The sequence below is a fragment of the Bacillus sp. CZDM1 genome, from assembly GCF_055502545.1.
In genome coordinates this window covers 1-18396 of the sequence record NZ_JBUESO010000020.1, presented here as the reverse complement: position 1 = coordinate 18396, position 18396 = coordinate 1, and the positions used below count along the sequence as shown (strand labels likewise).

General features: G+C 37.6%; 14 protein-coding genes. 3 read left to right on the top strand and 11 right to left on the bottom strand.

Going from position 1 to position 18396, the window contains the following annotated elements; all coding sequences use genetic code 11:
• Positions 1-343 precede the first annotated feature (343 nt).
• Both ACY3XC_RS26335 and ACY3XC_RS26330 read right to left on the bottom strand, forming a co-directional pair.
• Positions 344-1114, bottom strand: coding sequence for an SDR family oxidoreductase (locus tag ACY3XC_RS26335; protein ID WP_464871195.1), 771 nt, complete (start codon positions 1112-1114; stop codon positions 344-346).
• A gap of 19 nt (positions 1115-1133) precedes the next feature.
• Positions 1134-2402, bottom strand: a complete 1269-nt coding sequence (locus ACY3XC_RS26330) for a nickel pincer cofactor-dependent isomerase, group 22 (RefSeq protein ID WP_464871194.1) — start codon at positions 2400-2402, stop codon at positions 1134-1136.
• Positions 2403-2669: 267 nt separating this feature from the next.
• Here ACY3XC_RS26330 and ACY3XC_RS26325 point away from each other — a divergent pair, with 267 nt between their 5' ends.
• Complete coding sequence (locus tag ACY3XC_RS26325; RefSeq protein WP_464871192.1) at positions 2670-3851, top strand: ROK family protein; 1182 nt, start codon at positions 2670-2672, stop codon at positions 3849-3851.
• 395 nt (positions 3852-4246) lie between these two features.
• On the opposite strand, the gene ACY3XC_RS26320 is transcribed toward ACY3XC_RS26325, so the two are convergent.
• The 8 genes from ACY3XC_RS26320 to uxaC form a co-directional block, all read right to left on the bottom strand.
• Positions 4247-5704 carry an MFS transporter gene (locus tag ACY3XC_RS26320; protein WP_464871191.1) on the bottom strand — a complete coding sequence of 486 codons (1458 nt, stop codon included), beginning with the start codon at positions 5702-5704 and terminating at the stop codon, positions 4247-4249.
• A 466-nt stretch (positions 5705-6170) separates the two neighbouring features.
• On the bottom strand, positions 6171-7034 hold the full coding sequence (locus ACY3XC_RS26315; RefSeq protein WP_464871190.1) for a sugar phosphate isomerase/epimerase family protein: 864 nt from the start codon (positions 7032-7034) through the stop codon (positions 6171-6173).
• Positions 7035-7036: 2 nt separating this feature from the next.
• Complete coding sequence (locus ACY3XC_RS26310) at positions 7037-8041, bottom strand: Gfo/Idh/MocA family protein (protein ID WP_464871189.1); 1005 nt, start codon at positions 8039-8041, stop codon at positions 7037-7039.
• Between the two features lie 63 nt (positions 8042-8104).
• On the bottom strand, positions 8105-9265 hold the full coding sequence (locus ACY3XC_RS26305; protein WP_464871188.1) for a Gfo/Idh/MocA family protein: 1161 nt from the start codon (positions 9263-9265) through the stop codon (positions 8105-8107).
• 2 nt (positions 9266-9267) lie between these two features.
• Positions 9268-10155, bottom strand: coding sequence for a sugar phosphate isomerase/epimerase family protein (locus ACY3XC_RS26300; protein WP_464871187.1), 888 nt, complete (start codon positions 10153-10155; stop codon positions 9268-9270).
• Between the two features lie 23 nt (positions 10156-10178).
• The gene (locus tag ACY3XC_RS26295; protein ID WP_464871186.1) at positions 10179-11090 is read right to left on the bottom strand and encodes an AraC family transcriptional regulator; all 912 of its coding nucleotides are present in this window, start codon (positions 11088-11090) and stop codon (positions 10179-10181) included.
• 200 nt (positions 11091-11290) lie between these two features.
• A complete protein-coding gene (gndA, locus tag ACY3XC_RS26290; protein WP_464871185.1) occupies positions 11291-12703 on the bottom strand; it encodes an NADP-dependent phosphogluconate dehydrogenase in 1413 nt (470 codons plus the stop codon).
• 139 nt (positions 12704-12842) lie between these two features.
• On the bottom strand, positions 12843-14246 hold the full coding sequence (gene uxaC / locus ACY3XC_RS26285; RefSeq protein ID WP_464871184.1) for a glucuronate isomerase: 1404 nt from the start codon (positions 14244-14246) through the stop codon (positions 12843-12845).
• A gap of 250 nt (positions 14247-14496) precedes the next feature.
• On the opposite strand from uxaC, the gene ACY3XC_RS26280 reads away from it, so the two are divergent.
• Entirely contained in the window at positions 14497-15690 is a 1194-nt protein-coding gene (locus ACY3XC_RS26280) for an ROK family transcriptional regulator (RefSeq protein WP_464871183.1), read from the top strand.
• A 109-nt stretch (positions 15691-15799) separates the two neighbouring features.
• Here the strand turns inward: ACY3XC_RS26280 and ACY3XC_RS26275 are convergent, their stop codons facing one another.
• Positions 15800-17206, bottom strand: coding sequence for an MFS transporter (locus tag ACY3XC_RS26275; protein WP_464871181.1), 1407 nt, complete (start codon positions 17204-17206; stop codon positions 15800-15802).
• Positions 17207-17597: 391 nt separating this feature from the next.
• On the opposite strand from ACY3XC_RS26275, the gene ACY3XC_RS26270 reads away from it, so the two are divergent.
• The gene (locus ACY3XC_RS26270) at positions 17598-18116 is read left to right on the top strand and encodes a DinB family protein (protein WP_464871180.1); all 519 of its coding nucleotides are present in this window, start codon (positions 17598-17600) and stop codon (positions 18114-18116) included.
• The last annotated feature ends 280 nt before the right edge of the window (positions 18117-18396 follow it).

Below are 18396 nucleotides of genomic sequence, written 5' to 3'. Positions count from 1 at the left end.
TTAGAATGGCTCTGTTATTATTCACTGCTGTTTTTCGGAAATTCATAAGCGGAGAAATTCCGGTTAATGTATATAGATGAAGCTAAAGAAGCAGATATAAGCGTAGAATTTCCGCTTAACGGCTCAAAATTAGAAAAAATCTATAGAATTTGATTATATAACCGGAAAAACTCCGCTTATTTAAAAGGAAATATGGGTATTTCCCAATTTAACCGGAATTCTTCCGCTTATTTTTCAAACACAGTGAAATCAACATTCTGTTTTATCAGAGCCTTAGGAAAAGAGCCATTTAAAAGCCACCCACTATACAAGATATTGAGTGGCATAGGTCTATATGTGTAAATTAAATCGTCATAGCTCCAAATCCGCCATCAACACGAAGTAAAGCACCTGTAACAAAGCTTGAAGCTTTATCTGACGCTAGGTATACTGTAGCACCTTGAAGTTCTTCAGCCTCCCCGAAGCGTTCCATAGGAGTATGACCCATAATGGATGCAATTCTTTCTTTGTCCAAAATTTTACGATTTTGTTCTGCCGGGAAGAATCCTGGAATAATGGCATTGACACGAATCCCGCTGGTTGCAAATTCACGAGCTAGGAATTGAGTGACACTATTAAGTCCTGCTTTTGAAACAGAATACGTAAATACTCTTGATAAAGGAGTTGTAGAAGAAACAGATGAAATATTGATAATACTTCCTTTTCTTTCTTGCTCAATCATTCGTTTAGCAAAGATTTGGCAAGTCATGACAATACCTTTTAAGTTAATATCCATAATTTTATCGTACTCGTCCATATCTAAATCAAAAAACGGTGTTGGGCTGTTGGTGCCTGGTGCATTCAAGAGAATATCCCAGCCGCCAGACCATTGTTCAATTTCGTTTGCAGCTTGAACCAAAGAATCCTTTGAACTAACATCTGCTTGGAATGCCTTGGCTTCTCCGCCATTTTCAATAATTTCTTTCACAACGGCTTCCGCTGTTTCCAAATTACGGCCAACAATCGCTACTTTGGCACCGTGATCAGCCAAACCTTTCGCCATTGCTGATCCTAATACGCCATTTCCCCCAACAGCAACCGCTGTTTTTCCTGTTAAATCAAATAAATTTTTCATATTTCAACTCTCCCTAGTTTTAAAATAAGTTTCCTTTTTCGTCAAATGGTAAGTCATAAAGTTCTGAAGCCAACTCCATATTTGGATGCTGTTTCACATATTCAACTAATGCCTCAGATACTTCGATTTCACTTAACTCTAAAGTGTTTTTAATTCGGACCATTTTTACTTTGGTGAAATCTAAAATATTACTTGTTTTTACTGCCGCTTGTACCGCTTCACGATCATTTGGTAAAGTAGTAGCGATTTTGGTTGGTGCCACAACGGTTGAAGTTAATCCATTGGCATAGGTAACTTCCAGGTCCATTCTGTCCACTAAACGCTGGGTTGTAAAATCTGCCGTTCCCACGCCATTGGCATTTCCCTCTGTTTGCGGAGTTAAACCGAGCACGACCATTTTGTTTACATCTGGTCCTCCGTGCGCATATGGAGTGGGATATCGACCCGTAATATTAGGGTCCATACCATCACCCGAAATGTTCTTACCAATTTGATCAATAACAAGGACCTCTAATTGTTCAAAGAAAAGTTTTGGTAATAATTCTTTCGCTTTTGCCTGAAGGTCTGCCTCTCGATTAATAATTTCTTCAGGAGAAAGCACATCCACCACTGCGACCTTATCGAATGCGTTTTCTACCGTTGCCACACCAAAAAGAAATGGTTTTTTCTCCATGATCATTTTAGCCATCGCCGGTACGTTTTCTGCCATATATTTAAAGCCTAATTGATGACATGCCTCGGCACCTCTTTGCTTACCCAAACCAATACTAATCATCTTCATAATGCCACTTTCAACGGGGCCGCGGAATGCAGTATGAGGTTTGATTCGATTGATGACAACAATACCATCAGCGTTAGCAGCATATTGATCAACATATACAGGTAAGCCATTAGGAAGTTCCCCGACTTTTACCACTTCCATAGAAGAACGAATTTCACAGCCGACACTTTCTTCCGTTACACCAAGATGAGCTAATACCTCGCGTTGTCCTTCAGCTGTTGCACCGCCATGACTGCCCATACTAGGAACAATAAAAGGCTTTGCTCCAAGTTCTTTTAGAAATTTAACTGTCACTGCCGTTAATTCCACAAGGCGATCAAGTCCCCTGCTTCCAACAGCTAAAGCAATTTCCATTCCAGGCTGAACCGATGCTCGAATATGCTCCTGCTGTAATTTCTCCATCAAAGCCTGTTCTAAATTATCAATTTTCTTATCATCAAATTTCACTTTCACTTTTGCCATTTTTGGCACTGGAATATCTTTTAATAAGTCCTGCAGAATACCCATTTATCTGTTTCACTCCTTTTCTACTTAAGTGTTCCTCAAGGGATATTATTCCATGTATCTACTTTTTTCTGTCTGGTAAAAAAGCGTGTAATCCCTTTCATAAGTAAATAAAAATGATTTGTTTGGAAAATAATTTAAAAATGTATTTTAATTTGTTTACCAAACAAACTAATTACCTGTATAATAACATTATGGATTATTTACGTCAATTGTTATGAACTGCAATTAACCATTTTTCATTAGAAATTAACCAAGGAGGTGCTTTATATGGTCACCGGAGATGCTTCATTTATAAAAAAGATAAATCGCTCATTAATTATTAGTAAAATAATTGAACACAGCCTTATATCTCGTGCAGACTTAGCAAAGATTACCGGCCTAAATAAAGCAACCATTTCAGTGCAGGCAGCTGAATTATTAGCTGAGGAATTAATTATAGAAACTCAAGCTGAGCATAAAAACCTAGGCAGAAGACCTATCATGCTTTCCATTAATAAACAAGCAGGATTTGCGTTAGGAATTGACCTGGATAAGAATAATATTACGTTTACCTTAGCTGATATCAGCGGTACTCCCCTCGACACCCATTCAATCGTGTTGGAAACATCTGATTATAATTTGATTCTAAAATTGTTAACAGAACAGATTACTATTTATAAAGAACAATGTTCACATGCACGATATGGCTTAATCGGCGTAGTTATTGGGATTCACGGAATCGTAAATAATGATGAAACCATTTATTTTGTACCTTACCATCAATGGCATAATAAAGATTTGAAAACTGACCTTAAAAATGAAACCGAAATCAATATTTTCGTCGAAAATAACGCTAACCTGTGTTCATTCGCTGAGATTGTCTATAAACATTATCAAAGTGAAAACTTATTATCTGTTAGTTTGTATTCGGGAATTGGGCTGGGAATTATGGTAAATAGTAAATTACTTAAAGGCTGCGATGGTTATGCAGGCGAGATTGGTCATATGATTATCGTTCCTGACGGTCTTCCCTGCCGATGTGGAAATCTAGGCTGCTGGGAACAATACGCCTCTGAATCGAGTTTTGTAAGTCAATTGACAGAGAGCCACCATAAAACAAATATAACCTATGAAGACATCCAACATTGGTTAATGGAGAAGGACCCAATTACCTGTAAGTTAATGGAACAATATATTAAATATTTATCCGTTGGGTTAAATAATATTATTAACCTTTATAATCCTGAGATATTAGTGATTAATAGTGAACTGCTAAGAATGTATCCGAACGCTTTAGCTGAGATAAAAGTTCTCCTTACTTCAACAGTTGGTCATTATCGTAAACTCTTAATATCTGACTTCGGTAAAAGGGCGTGCAGTTTGGGTGCGTGCGCCTTGGCCATTAAGAACTTTTTGGATGTTTCTGAGTTAAGCTTAGCTTTTGATGAAACCAACACGGAAGTGAAATGATAAACTAATATGAAAACACGAGGAAAACTGTGAAAAAGTAAGAAAATTGCCGATGATTTACGTTTTCATCAACATTGTTCTCGTTTTCATTCCCGTTGTTTCCGTTTTCAGCAGCATTGTTAGAAATACCCTAATCCCCCATAATAAAGGTAACAAATCAATAGGGGGAAATGAACATGAAAAAATTATGGCAAGCTATCGTAGAGACAATTGAATGGATTAACTACCTTCCACAAGAAAGTCATAAACAAAAAGAAACCAATTCACGCAAATAATAGTGAATTGGTTTTTTTATGCAAAAAAAAACCCTTTGGATTACTGCCAAAGGGAATTTTAAGCAATAAATAAATTAAGTTTTTAAACGTTTACATTTTAAAATGAAATAGTCTATCTTCTTAGGCAACTTTACTCTTTGATTTCTTCGCATTGATACTTTCTTGTATTTCTGCCATTTTCTGATCATCAAGTTCATAGCGAGACATCGTTAGTCCAGAAATGGTCAATGCAACAGCTGGAATAACAAAGGCTAATATAATCGTTACAAGTTTTAATTCTGGTGTTAACGTATCCGTTACAGTTGGGAATGCCTCTTTAAATCCGATTAACGCGACTGCAAAACCAACAATTGCAGGTGCTAAAGATGTGATTAATTTATCAATGAAAGAGAACAATGTTCCAATCATACCCGGTACATATCTTCCTGATTTATCTGTTTCATAATCGGATACATCCGCAATCATTGGGTTAACAAGCGTTGATGGAACGCCGCCAAATCCCATTGCCATTGTGTATAAAACAAAGAACAAGATGGTTGTGAATCCAAGGTTGCTCATTGAGATGCTTGAACCATCTATTAGAGTAAACATTGCAATTAATGCAACGAAAGCACCTAATGCAATCCAAGTTGAGAAAAGAAATGCTTTTTTCATACCTGTTTTTCTTGCTTTTGCCACTGCCCAGAATGTAATCAATAAGGTTGGAACAATCGTAATCATCGATACTGTACCGCTCAACGCATAATCGCCGATTAAGATCCCGAATATCATAACCATTACTACGGAATGGCGCAAAAGTGAGAATGCTAATTTGTCAACTGTTACAGCAAAAATTAGTTTAAGTAACGCTTTATTACCTTTTAGAAGCGGCCAGAAGTCGCTGAATTTCGTTTGAACTGTATCCTCTGCTAATCCAAAAAACTCTTTTTTATCTTTGCTTGAGATTCCAATTACAGCTAATACGGTAAATACCCCTGAAAGAATAAGAGCCAGCGTGTTTAATTCAGTGAATAAGCCCATATTAAAATCGCCATGTTTTTTAATTAAATAGGATGCTACATAAACTTGTCCGCCTGTGAAAAGCAGTGTGTTGTATATTCCATCAAATACTGCGAATAAAGGACGCTGTTTAGGGTCATTTGTTAAAACCGTTTGTGCAGCCTTTGTAACGGAAGTTTGACAAGTATATCCGATAATATGAATGGCATAGATTAAGATAAAGAATAGCAGTCTGAATGATTCCGGCAATAAGTGTGTAACATTATATAATACGAGGATAGTAGCTGCTAAGATGATATTTCCTATCACCATATAAGGCCGGAACTTTCCGAACTTGCCTTCTGTTTTATCTACCAAGAAACCAATGATGGGATCCGTAACTCCGTCCCAAATTCTCATACTCATTAGGATAGTACTTACTACAACTACTGCAATACCCGCAACTCCCGCTGCGTAGTAGGAAACAAAAGCTAAAATAAACATGTAAAGATTGGTTGCTGTGTTATTTAAAGCGAAGAAGCCAATTTCCCAAAGCTTAGCCCGATTGTATTGCTGATTATTAACTGCTGAAGTTGTCATATCCCAGCATCCTCCCCTAGGCGGTTTAACCGCTTTCATTAAAGTTAATGTTAAATTATACCCCTGTGGAAATTTTACCCTTTAATTTGTTTAATGAACTAACTAATTCCCACACTTTTATAATAATTGAATCCGCTTTCATATGCAATACTTTTTTCACTAATTTTTCTGGAAGATTTAAGGAACACCCACATGTGAAACCCCTTTCATTTTCGATTGAAAAATAAAAATTCCTATTAAACAATTATCAAATTAATTAATTAGTTTAATGAACTAATTAATTAAATAAAGAATATCATCTCTTCTATCTCCAGTCAACAGATTTTTAATTTTCTAAATATTTTGTTGATAGAATACCTTTTCTCCTAGATAAATATACAGGAAACCCTCTACCTTGTGAAAATCACCCAACACAAAAAGACAGCGGACCCCCACTGCCTTTTTGTTTTTTTACTTTTTCAATATATTAAAACCAATCAGCATATCCTAGCTCTCTTAAGTGATTAGCAGAGTCTCTTAGACAATCAAATGGATCGCGTCCATATAAGTCATCCTGCTCTACTAAGAAGTACTGTGAGCCGCTTTCTAGGCCAGCTTCAATGATTGCTTTAAGGTCCAGGCTTCCTGCACCTAGTTCAGCAAATTGTACTACATTATTGAAGGCTTGGAAGAACGTAGCAGGCTCAAATCCGCCCTCTAATACACTTACATCAAATTGTCCGATGCGGTAGTCTTTTAAGTGGATTAAAGAGATACGGCCTGCATAATTTTTTAATACTTCAATAGGATTTAGACCGCCGCGATGAATCCAGTGGACATCCATTTCAAAGCCAATTTTAGAAGTATTGTTCTTGATAATATCTAAAAGGTATTCCCCATCATATTTTTGGAACTCGATATGGTGGTTATGGTAGTACAATTCAATACCATGCTCAGCTAATCTTTGTGCAACCTCATCACATTTTTGTACAAACTCCATAATCTTATCTTTATGTCCGATTACTGTAAAAGGAAGCATACCGATACGCAGGAAGTTACAGTTTAACGTCTTACAATCGCTTACAATTTTATCGAAATCGTTCGATAAGGTTTCTCCTGGCATACCAGGCATCATTGGCTCTAGAGCGGCTGAAAGGGCAGCGATTTTGATATCAAAGTCTTCACTCGCTCTTTTTAACTCGGCAACATTTTCAGCAGTCATTGGAATTTGTGATACTTCTACAGCTCCATAACCAAGCTCTCTTACTTGTCTTAAAGTCTCATAAACACCCAGTTCTTCTACCTTACCTTTTAGCATCATCATTTGAACGCCGATTTTACCTTTTTTCATCGTTATCCCTCCATCTTAATAGTTTGTTTTGTTTCTGAAGAAAGCCGAATCGCATCAATCATTTGGATGGATACGAGAGCATCCTGTGCATGAACATAATCATCACTGTCTTGTAAAATACAGTTATAGAATTGATTGATCGTTTTCGCATGGCTGGCACCGTAATAGAATTTTGAGCCAGGCAGCTTAGCGTCTTCTACCAATTCTTCCTTTTTTCCCTCTTCATTTATCTTAGAAAGAATACTGTCTTTAATGATGAATTTACCTTTTTCAAGATACACCTCTAGCTCTACACTGGAGTTCTCAGCATTGGCATTCGTTGAAAAAAACAATCCTCTTGCTCCGTTTCTGAAGAGAATATGTGCAGAGGCAGTGTCTTCTACTTCAATTCCATAATCCAATAATTGGTCCACTGAACCTCTTATTGATTCCATTTTTCCGCCCATTAGCTGTATTAAATCCAGGGTATGAAGCGCTTGATTGATCATGGAACCGCCGCCGGCAAACTCCATTTTTCCACGCCAAGGTTTCACATCATAATACGCCTTTGGCCGATACCAAGCCACCAAACCTTTTACCCCTGTGACCTGTCCGTATTCGCCGCTCTTAACAATCTCCTGAAGCATTTCAAATGACTCATTATAACGGTTTTGCAAACAGACACCAATTTTAACATCACTGTGGTCTTCCTCTAGTTTTACAAGTGCCTTGCCCTCTTCCGTGTTCAACCCCAGTGGCTTTTCTTGAAATACGTTTACTCCCGCTTCTACACAATCTCTTGTTACAGGGTAGTGGAGATAGTGAGGGAGGCAATTATGGACAACATCAAGATTTTCATTTTCGAGCATCACGTGATAATCGCTATAAAAGTTGACACCTGGCACGGTTCCTTCAAATGATTCATCAAGATCACATACTGCCACTAGCTCTACATTTGGGTTAGCTTGTATAGCTGGAATATGAATTTTTGAAATATCTCCAAGTCCTATTACTGCTACTTTTAGCATTTGTTCCTCCCTTTTGAAACGAACTCAAAGCTGCTATAGCGATGAGTTCGTTTCATATGTTTATTACTTTCTAACCGGATATTTACCTTCTTCGGCAATTCGTTTATTTAATTCCTCTAGGAATAAATCTTCATCAAATGGTACTTCGATTTCCTTGCCTAACCAGCTTGACAGGTGCATAGCATTTGCAAGTCTAACACCATTAATACCGTCGCTGCCTGGAGCTAATAATGGTGTACCTTCTACAACCGCAGAAGCAAAGTCTTCTAAAACAGCAATGTGCTGTTCGCCCCAAACATTGCCAAAATCAAGTACTTCTTCAGTGAAAATCTCACCTGCACCGCCGCCCATAAACAGCTTCATAACATCTGACATATCCATGGTAGAGCTCATTTCATTTTCGGATTTATTCAGGCGTTTGATGGTTACTTTACTACTGTTATCAACGATAATTTTTCCTTTGTCGCCTAATATTTCTAAACGGTCTGTCCCCATAACATCGTGTGTACGAGTTACAAATACACCTGAAGCACCATTTCCATAATCAAATACTGCAGTCACATCGTCTTCAACCACAATATCTCTTTGAGAGCCAAAGTTTACTTTTGCATAAACCTTTTTCGGCATACCGCAAATCCATTGAAGCAAGTCAATTTGGTGCGGCGCTTGGTTTACAAGGACACCACCGCCTTCTCCGCCCCAAGTTGCTCTCCATTCACTTTGATTGTAGTATCCTTGAGGTCTCCACCAGGTAGTTATAATCCAGTTGGTATTGCGAATGCTGCCAATCTCACCATTATCAATAATTTCTTTTACTTTTTTATAAAGTGGATTTGTGCGCTGGTTAAAGAAGATTGCAAACTTAAGCTCAGGCTTTGAAGCTGCAAAGTCGTTTAGCTCTTTCACTTGTTTTGTATAAACACCAGCTGGTTTTTCCACTAATGCATGAATGTCTCTTTTTAGTGCTTCGATTCCCATTTCAGGATGGAGATAATGCGGTACAGTGGTAACGACTGCATCAACATCACCACTTTCAAGCATATCGATATAATTATCGTAGAAAGGAACACCAGGATACTTCTCTTCTGCTACTTGTTTTTTAGCAGGATCATTATCACAGATCGCACCAATCACCATGTTTTTAACCTTGCCTTCGGTAATAAAATTTGCGTACATACCGCCTTCTGCACCTAATCCGATAATCCCTAATCTTACATCAGCCATAATTAAATTTCCTCGCTTTCAATTTTGTTTAGAATTTCTAAAAGTGCTTCATATTGAAGCTTGTAACCGCCGGCACCATCCAGCCCTTTATCGTCCTTTATGATCTCGGTGGCATCCTCAAGCTCTAAATCCATTAGAGAATCAAAGAGAACAAGATGTGGCTCAAGGGTTAAAAAGCCTTTGTAGCCGCTCTTAATAAACTGAGCTAGTAATTCAGGTATTTTCCCTTCTCCAGTTCCACAGACAACATTTTGACTATCAGATGTTACAGCATCTTTTATGTGTATATAAACAATCTCATCCTTTAAGAGATCGTAACACTCCTGTGTATCCTCACCGCACTGTACGAAATTAGCGAAGTCGAAAATCCCTTTAAAATACAGAGAACCAACTTGTGTTAAAATTTCATGACAGCGTCTACCGATATCACCAAAGATATCCTTTTCATTTTCATGAAGTAAAATCACATTGTATTTCTCTGCAATAGCAGCATATTCCTTTAGTTTACTAACCACTTCACCACGATATTGGTCTGCATCCTCACCCTTTGGAATATAGAAGCTGAAGATTCGCATATATTTGCAATCAAGCAAGTTGCTAATTTGGCAAAGCGTGTCCAGCATAAGCTTTTGTTTCGCAAAGCCCTCTTCATCATTGATAAATACCTTACCAATAGGCGAGCCGATGGAAGAAACCCCAATTCCAGCTTTTTTCAGTCTTGGCTGTACTGTTTCCTTGATTTCATCGACAGTAAAATCACCAATATTTTTCCCATCAATGCCGCGTAACGAAATATATTTCATCCCCAAATTTGAGACAACCTCAAGCTGGGTATCAAAATCAGATGAAATTTCATCTGAAAATCCTGAAATCAGTAAATCTTGATTCATTTAGACTAATTCCTCCTTAACTGCTAGCTGCTGGCAGTGAGTTTATTTTTCCGATACCTTGAAGGGGTTAACCCAACTTTCTCTTTAAAGTAGCGGCTGAAATGGGCAAGACTTTCAAAACCTGAAGTGGTAGATACTTCAGCTATGGAAAGGTCTGGCTCCATTTCTAATAAAAACTTCACTTGGTTTAATCTGCAGCCCATTACATATTCCATTACAGTAAAACCTGTAACTTCTTTAAAAACATGCGAGACATAATACTTGCTTAAATTAAGTTCAGACGAAATCCGGTCTAAGCTAATTTTCTCTTTATAGTGGTCTCTTATCCACGAAGCTATTTCCTCCGCATGTACTTCCTTATCGGTCTTCTTACTTGTAATTCGTGCTAAGTTCTGCAGGCTCATTTTATAAACACAGAGTAACAGTTGAATCAGCTCGAGTTTAACTTCAGCCTCAAATAATTCATTTCTTTTACCTGTACGCTGATGTTCTTCATCGATTTCGGATAAAAGCCCCGAAATTTTTCTTAACTGCCCATCCACGTATTGTCCATTTTCATCGTAGTGCGTACGCAAAAGCGGATTATTTAGTTTTTTAAAAGGATCTAATAAATTCGGTATTCCCAGTGTAGATATCAACTCGGACAGCCAGGTAGGTGAAAAATGAACCATACTTCTCGTATAGGTACTCTCGCCTCCAGGATTAGCCTTATGAAGGGTCATTCCATCCAAGAGAATAATATCACCAGGCACCAATTCATAAATCCGATTGTTAATTAAATACTTGCAATCTCCGCCGCAGAAGAAATAAATCTCATATTCGTGATGTGAGTGAAATTGAAAAGTATAGAATTCCACTCCCTGCATACGATAAAATGCAGTAATCCATTCATCCAATACTCTTCCTTTATTAGGCAAATTATTTAGTTCTTCCACAGCCCTCACGCCTTCCTTAAGCGATTTAAAGCTTACTTATATTTTACCCCTGCAATAGTAAAAAAACATTCTCTGAAACTGCTTTCATTTTCGAGGTTTTTGACTGATATTGCTTTCTTATTTATTGTACCAGTAAAAAAAGAGACAAAACCGACCACTTTTCTGGCAGTTTTGTCTCTTATTAGGGAAATCGAGGAATCCTATTCCATCCAGTTAGTGTGGAAGATACCTTCTTTATCAATACGTTGATACGTATGTGCACCGAAATAGTCACGTTGTGCTTGCAGAAGATTTGCTGGAAGCGTTTCTGTACGATAGCTATCATAGTAGGCAATTGCACTTGCAAATGATGGAACTGGGATTCCACGCTCAATGGCAACAGCAAGTACTTGACGCAGCGGCTGTTGATAGTTTTCAACGATATCTTTAAAATATGGATCTAATAATAGGTTTCTTAGTTCAGGATCGCGATCATAAGCGTCTTTAATTTTTTGTAAGAATTGCGCACGGATGATACATCCTCCGCGGAAAATCATCGCGATATCACCGTAACGAAGATTCCAATCATATTCTTCAGATGCAGCGCGCATTTGTGCAAAACCTTGTGCATAAGAAACAATTTTACTCATATACAATGCTTTACGAACTGCTTCGATTAATTCTTCTTTATTGCCATCAAAGCCTTTAACCTCTGGCCCACTAAGAACCTTGCTTGCCTTAATGCGCTCGTCCTTCAGCGCTGAAATAAAACGGGCAAATACGGATTCCGTGATAATTGGAAGTGGAACACCTAAATCAAGTGCATTTTGGCTTGTCCATTTACCTGTACCCTTTTGACCAGCAGTATCGAGGATTAAGTCAACCATTGGCTTACCTGTTTCTTCATCTACCTTTGTAAAAATATCTGCAGTGATTTCAATCAAATAGCTGTCTAATTCGCCTTTGTTCCATTCAGCAAAGACCTCATGTAGCTCTTTAGCATCTAAACCAAGGACATTTTTCAAGATAAAATAAGCTTCACAAATTAACTGCATATCTCCATATTCGATTCCGTTATGAACCATTTTCACATAGTGACCCGCACCATTTGGGCCAATATATGTGCAGCATGCATCGCCCTCTACTTTTGCAGAAATGGCTTCTAAGATAGGCTTAACAAGATTATAAGCTTCTTCCTTACCGCCAGGCATGATAGAAGGACCTTTTAATGCGCCCTCTTCCCCGCCAGAAACTCCAGTTCCGATGAAATGGAATCCTGCTGTTTCTAGTTCCTTATTACGTCTGATTGTATCTTGGAAGAATGTATTCCCGCCATCAATTAGGATATCGCCTTCTTCAAGAAATGGCTTTAATGAGTCAATGGTTGCATCTGTGGCAGTACCTGCTTTAACCATTAACAAAATTTTGCGAGGCTTTTCTAAAGAATTTACAAATTCTTCAACAGTACGTGCGCCTACAAAGTTCTTTCCTTCAGCTTCGTTCTTTAGAAATTCTTCCGTTTTGTCATAAGAACGGTTGAATACAGCGACAGAATAACCGCGGCTTTCAATATTTAACGCTAGGTTTTTACCCATTACGGCCAAACCAACTACACCAATTTGCTGTTGAGTCATTTTTTATCCCTCTTTCTTCCCTAATCCTATTTTTTTCGCTCCAACTTTATCTTGCTCAAATCAGAATATTTCACACAAAATAACTATGTATAAAGGGGTGAGCCTTATAAAGGGCGCCCCTTTATCTTAACTTAATTTCTTAGCGCTGTAAAAAATACTTCTCTGCATTATTGTAGCCAATATTTCTAACCATTTTCTCAAGGAATTCAATATCATTATGTGCTAGTCCGCTTTCTGCCCATTCACCTAGTATATTGCAAAGAATTCGACGGAAGTATTCATGACGAGCATAAGAAAGGAAGCTGCGAGAATCTGTTAACATCCCAATAAAGTGGCTTAAAAGACCAACGTTTGCAAGATCCTTCATTTGTCTTTCCATTCCATCGATATGGTCATTAAACCACCAGCCAGAACCAAATTGAATTTTACCTGGAACGCCTTCTTCATAGAAGTTGCCCATCATACCTGCAAGAACTGGATTATCCTTAGAATTTAGGTTAAACAATACGGTTCTTGGTAATGCATCTTGCTGCTCAAGAGTATCTAGGAATCGAGAAACACCTTCTGCAAAATTAGATTCACCTACAGAATCAAAGCCTGTGTCTGGACCAATAAGCTCTTTCATTTTGGTATTGTTATTTCTAATGGCACCCATATGAAGCTGCATCACCCACTGTTTTCGAGCATACATTTTTCCAAGCTCTGTTAATAAGAACCAACGGTAAGCAACCAGTTCATCATTAGAAAGCTGTTCCCCGCTTACTCGCTTATTGAAAATAGCTTCAATCTCTTCCTTTGTTGTTTCTACATATTCCATTTTTTGAATATCATGGTCGGATGCACGTCCGCCATTTTCATGGAAGAAATCAACACGCTGCTGCAATGCCTTCAAGAATCCATCAAGTGAATCAACCTTAATTCCAGATACCTCTTCTAATTTCCGGGTCCAGCTGACAAATGTAGGACGCTCAATAAATAAAGCTCCATCCGGACGGAATGTCGGTGCAATGATTGTAGTAAAGGTCTCATCATTCTTCAATAAACGATGGTATTCCAATGTTGAATTAGGATCATCTGTTGTGCCGATAAACTTCACATTAGATTTTGCAATAAAAGCTCTAGCTGTATAATCCGAAGTTTTCAACTTCTCATTACATTCATCGTATATCTCACGAGCGGTCGAAGGGCTTAGCAGCTTTTCGATTCCAAAGAACATTTTTAACTCCATGTGAGTCCAATGATACAGCGGGTTACCGATTAAGTTTGGTACGGTTTCTGCCCACGCAGCGAATTTTTCCCAATCGGATGCATCACCTGTAATGTACTTCTCGCCAATACCGTTCATACGCATGGTACGCCATTTGTAATGGTCTCCCCCAAGCCATAATTGGGTAATATTTTCATAAGACTTATTTTCCCAAACCTCCTGCGGATCTAAGTGACAGTGGAAGTCAAATATCGGCAGTCCATCGGCTGCATTTTCAAATAATTTAATAGCTGTTTCAGTATTTAACAAGAAGTCTTTGTCTAAAAATTTTTTCATTCGAAACCCTCCTGAATTAACTTACTTTATTGTTATCTGTAAACCCTTACAAATATATTAAGAAATTCCAATAAAACTTCATCTTTTAATTTGTTTAGTAAACAAATTAAATACATTACCAACTTATCATGTTTATTTTGTTAAGTCAATTGAAAGATTATGAATTTTTTTAAAAACAAAGAGACCTTGCTTTAATAACCTGTTATACTAGGATTATAGTATAAACGCTTGCTCGAAATGGAGGACACACATGATTACCGGTGACGCGGCATACATTAAAAAAATTAATCGCTCAATTATTCTAAGAGAAATAGTCAAAGAAGGTTTAATTTCTAGAGCAGATTTATCAAAAGTTACTGCTCTCACACGTGCAACCATCTCAGCACAGGTAGCAGATTTAATCGACGAAGGTCTAATAATAGAGACACAGCTTGAGCACTATGCTGTTGGCAGAAAGCCGATCATGCTTTCCTTAAACAGTGAGGTGGGCTTTGCTCTTGGCATTGACCTTGATTATGACCATATTTCGTTTACTGTTTCTAATCTTATCGGCAATCCTGTCCATTCTAAGAGGATTGAAACAAATACTTCAGACTATCAGGAGATATTAAATCTTTTAGTAGAGCAAATTAACATATTTAAAAGTGAATACGCTTTCAGTCAATATGGAATTATCGGAATTGTTTTTGCTATTCATGGACTTGTCGGAAAAGATGAAACCATTCATTATGTACCACGCTTACACTGGAAGAATATTAGCCTTAAAACTGACTTAGAAAAACAAATCGACATCAATGTTTACCTAGAAAACAATGCGAATCTAAGTGCTTTCGCGGAGAGAGTATTTGTGAACCACGAAACAGATAATTTGTTAGCTGCCACTCTTTATTCTGGTATTGGCCTTGGGATGATGATGAACAATGAGTTTTTCCGAGGACATGATGGCTTCGCTGGTGAGATTGGCCACATGATTGTTGTACCAAATGGAATCCAATGCAATTGTGGAAATAAAGGCTGCTGGGAAAGATATGCTTCTGAGAATGTTATTTTCAATACTTTATCAGAGAAACGTAATATCAAACCTATTACCTATGAGCATATTCAACAATGGCTTGACGAAGGCGATGAAGAAGTAGTTCAATTGATGGAACAATTTATCTATTACCTTTCAATTGGCTTAAATAACATGATCAATATGTATAACCCTGATGTACTGGTGCTTGATAGTGAGCTCTTGCGTTTATATCCAAATTCACTCGATAAAATTAGTGGAAATTTGAATTCTTCCATCAGCCATTACCGTGCACTTCAGATATCTACAATTGGCAGGGATTCTGCCGTTCTAGGTGCTTGCGCGCTTGCAATCAAACATTTCCTGGATGTCCCGATGTTAAATTTAAAATATCAAATTGAAACCAAAAATAATGCAAGCGTTAACATTTAATTCTTTATTTTCTGACAATAATCCCTTTAGCTTACATAGCTTAAGGGATTATTTTTCTGCAATAAAAAAGATAGCTAAAATTTCTTAGCTATCTTTTTGTTATATTTTATTATTTGTTAGCTGTTCTTTTCGCAGCTAAATCCGCTGTAAGTTGTTCTGTACGCTTTTTATTTAATGGATATAGGAATAGAATCATTAGGAATACTACAATCAGTGCAACCGCCGGAACTAAAGTAGCCAGTGTATGAATTCCTGATAGAGTTTCAGCTGTTTGTGCTTCGGCACCTGCAACGTAGCCAACTGATGCAATCGCTGCACCCCCAACGCCGCCAGCAACAGCTTGTCCGATTTTACGAGCCATTGAGTAAATGGAGTAAACGGTACCATCCTCACGCAAACCAGTTAAATACTCATGATAATCGATTACATCTGTAACGAACGCCCAGATAACTAGGTTGAAAATACCATAACCAAACATAGCAACAGTTAAGATTCCAATAAATTGTGTGGCTGTTAAGTTTGGTAGGAAATATAAAACACCGTATACAAGAGCAGCAAGTAATAAACCACCTAAAGCCACTTCTTTTTTACCAAATTTCGAAACTAATGGTTTGACCATAGGCATACCTACAAATACCGCTAATGATTGAAGAAGACCAACCATACTTAATGCTTTAGCGTTTGTAAAGTAATCTTTAAATAAGAATACGTTTACAGTACTAATTAACATAAAACAAATCATGAACAATAATGAAGAAATAAGGAACCAAATAAGTGGTTTGTTTTTACCAAGACCTTTAACTGTTTTGCCAAAGTTAGCTTTTGGTTTATTTGTTTCATCCATGACAATACGTTCAACAGTTAATTTATAGCAAGCCATATAACAAGCAAGCGCAAGAACACCGAAAATGATTGCACCTAATAGGAATCGATTAGCATCTGCTTTATTGTCAACAAACAAAATCATTGGTCCAACAACATTAATGATTAATCCAGCTAAGTTTCCCCCTAATGTTCTCCAGCTAGATAATGCAGTACGTTCAATAGGATCAGCTGTAATTACAGAAGCCATTGAGCCATAAGGAATATTAACAGTGGAATATAATGTTCCCCAAATAATATAGGTTACATATGCATAAGCAAGGTAAAATCCATCAGACATTCCTGGAATATGAACAAACATTAACACACCGGTAATGACAAGTGGAAAGGACATTCTAAAGATCCAAGGTCTAAACTTTCCATTCTTTCCTGCTTTCCTTGAATCGATGAAGCGGCCCCAAGTAATATCAGCAACTGCATCCCATAAACGTGCGATTAAGAAAAGGAACCCGACAGCAGCTGGATTAAGATGATAGACATCCGTGTAATAAACCATAAGGAAAGCTGCGACTAGTATAAAGAAGAAATCGTTTCCAAAATCACCAAATAAGTAACCTAATTTATCTCTCATGCCGAATGGACGTTTTGCTTCCCCGCTATTGGTTTCAACTTTTTGTTGTATTGCTCTAGCCATGATTACCCCTCCTATTAAATCGTTCTAAAATAATTAATGTAAAAACTTTAAATAATTGCTAAGACGATTTGTTACTTATTTTGTGAATCCCTTTACAAAAATACTCAATGTTTATTTTTCAACTTCTCGAGAGTGTTTGAATATCGGAATTAATTTGTTTAATGAACTAACAAATTAACTGTATACATAGAATATCACCGTCGACAAAATTCGTCAATAAAATATTGTAAGCGTAAAACAATTTTTTTTTTCATTTTATGAATTTCCCCTCTTTAAACAAATGAACTGCTGTGTTTATCAATTTATTCAGCTTTAATAATGTGATAGGATAAATTTAGTAATGAATATATTTCCAAATAAAATCTACAGAATTGAGAGGAGTGGAAAACCAATGCTTCAACGTCCAATAGAAAACGAATATCCAAGTTATTATCAGCCCTATATTCAACTGGTTCCGAATGGTGAGATTGTACAGATTTTGCAGGAAAATCTTTTAGCGGTGGTTACGCTTTTTAAGGGGCTTTCCGAAGAAGAGGCTAACTGTCGTTATGCTCCGGGAAAATGGAGTGTGAAAGAAGTGCTTGGACATATTATCGATACGGAAAGAATCATGACCTATCGCCTGCTTCGTGTCAGCCGCGGAGATCAAACCCCTTTAGCTGGCTTTAATGAAACCGATTATGTTGCAGCAGCCCAAACCCATAACCTATCAATGGAGGCAATCCTTGAAGACTTCAAAGCTACAAGAAACGCCGCCATCACCCTCATCCAAAACATCCCTGCCGGGGCGTGGGCAAATATAGGCAACGCAAACGGAATGGAAATCACCACCAGAGCCATCGCCTACATCATAGTTGGCCACGAAATGCATCACCGAAAAATCGTTGAAGATAGATATTTAAAAAGGTAATAGGCTGGTGCCGTTATGGTCCGCCGCCTCGGTGCCTTTCTCGGTGCCTGTCACCGTCCGTGGACACTGTCCACCTCAGGCGGACAGTTACAATCGGTGGGGGGATATCAAGTTAGTTTAAGGACCAGAGCTGATAAATAGACGGAGAAATTCCGCTTATTTAGTAATTATTATTAAAAAAGGCTTAAATAGACGGAGGAATTGATTAAGTCCGTATAATTGTGTAAAAAGAAAAGGGGTCATTTTTATCCTACTTGGCTACAATGTTTAACAACGACGA

Excerpts from the sequence above, each read along its gene's own strand:
- ACY3XC_RS26335 (WP_464871195.1), bottom strand. The coding sequence starts at position 1,114 with ATGAAAAATTTATTTGATTTAACAGGAAAAACAGCGGTTGCTGTTGGG.
- ACY3XC_RS26330 (WP_464871194.1), bottom strand. The coding sequence starts at position 2,402 with ATGGGTATTCTGCAGGACTTATTAAAAGATATTCCAGTGCCAAAAATG.
- ACY3XC_RS26325 (WP_464871192.1), top strand. The coding sequence starts at position 2,670 with ATGGTCACCGGAGATGCTTCATTTATAAAAAAGATAAATCGCTCATTA.
- ACY3XC_RS26320 (WP_464871191.1), bottom strand. The coding sequence starts at position 5,704 with ATGACAACTTCAGCAGTTAATAATCAGCAATACAATCGGGCTAAGCTT.
- ACY3XC_RS26315 (WP_464871190.1), bottom strand. The coding sequence starts at position 7,034 with ATGAAAAAAGGTAAAATCGGCGTTCAAATGATGATGCTAAAAGGTAAG.
- ACY3XC_RS26310 (WP_464871189.1), bottom strand. The coding sequence starts at position 8,041 with ATGCTAAAAGTAGCAGTAATAGGACTTGGAGATATTTCAAAAATTCAT.
- ACY3XC_RS26305 (WP_464871188.1), bottom strand. The coding sequence starts at position 9,265 with ATGGCTGATGTAAGATTAGGGATTATCGGATTAGGTGCAGAAGGCGGT.
- ACY3XC_RS26300 (WP_464871187.1), bottom strand. The coding sequence starts at position 10,155 with ATGAATCAAGATTTACTGATTTCAGGATTTTCAGATGAAATTTCATCT.
- gndA (WP_464871185.1), bottom strand. The coding sequence starts at position 12,703 with ATGACTCAACAGCAAATTGGTGTAGTTGGTTTGGCCGTAATGGGTAAA.
- uxaC (WP_464871184.1), bottom strand. The coding sequence starts at position 14,246 with ATGAAAAAATTTTTAGACAAAGACTTCTTGTTAAATACTGAAACAGCT.
- ACY3XC_RS26280 (WP_464871183.1), top strand. The coding sequence starts at position 14,497 with ATGATTACCGGTGACGCGGCATACATTAAAAAAATTAATCGCTCAATT.
- ACY3XC_RS26275 (WP_464871181.1), bottom strand. The coding sequence starts at position 17,206 with ATGGCTAGAGCAATACAACAAAAAGTTGAAACCAATAGCGGGGAAGCA.
- ACY3XC_RS26270 (WP_464871180.1), top strand. The coding sequence starts at position 17,598 with ATGCTTCAACGTCCAATAGAAAACGAATATCCAAGTTATTATCAGCCC.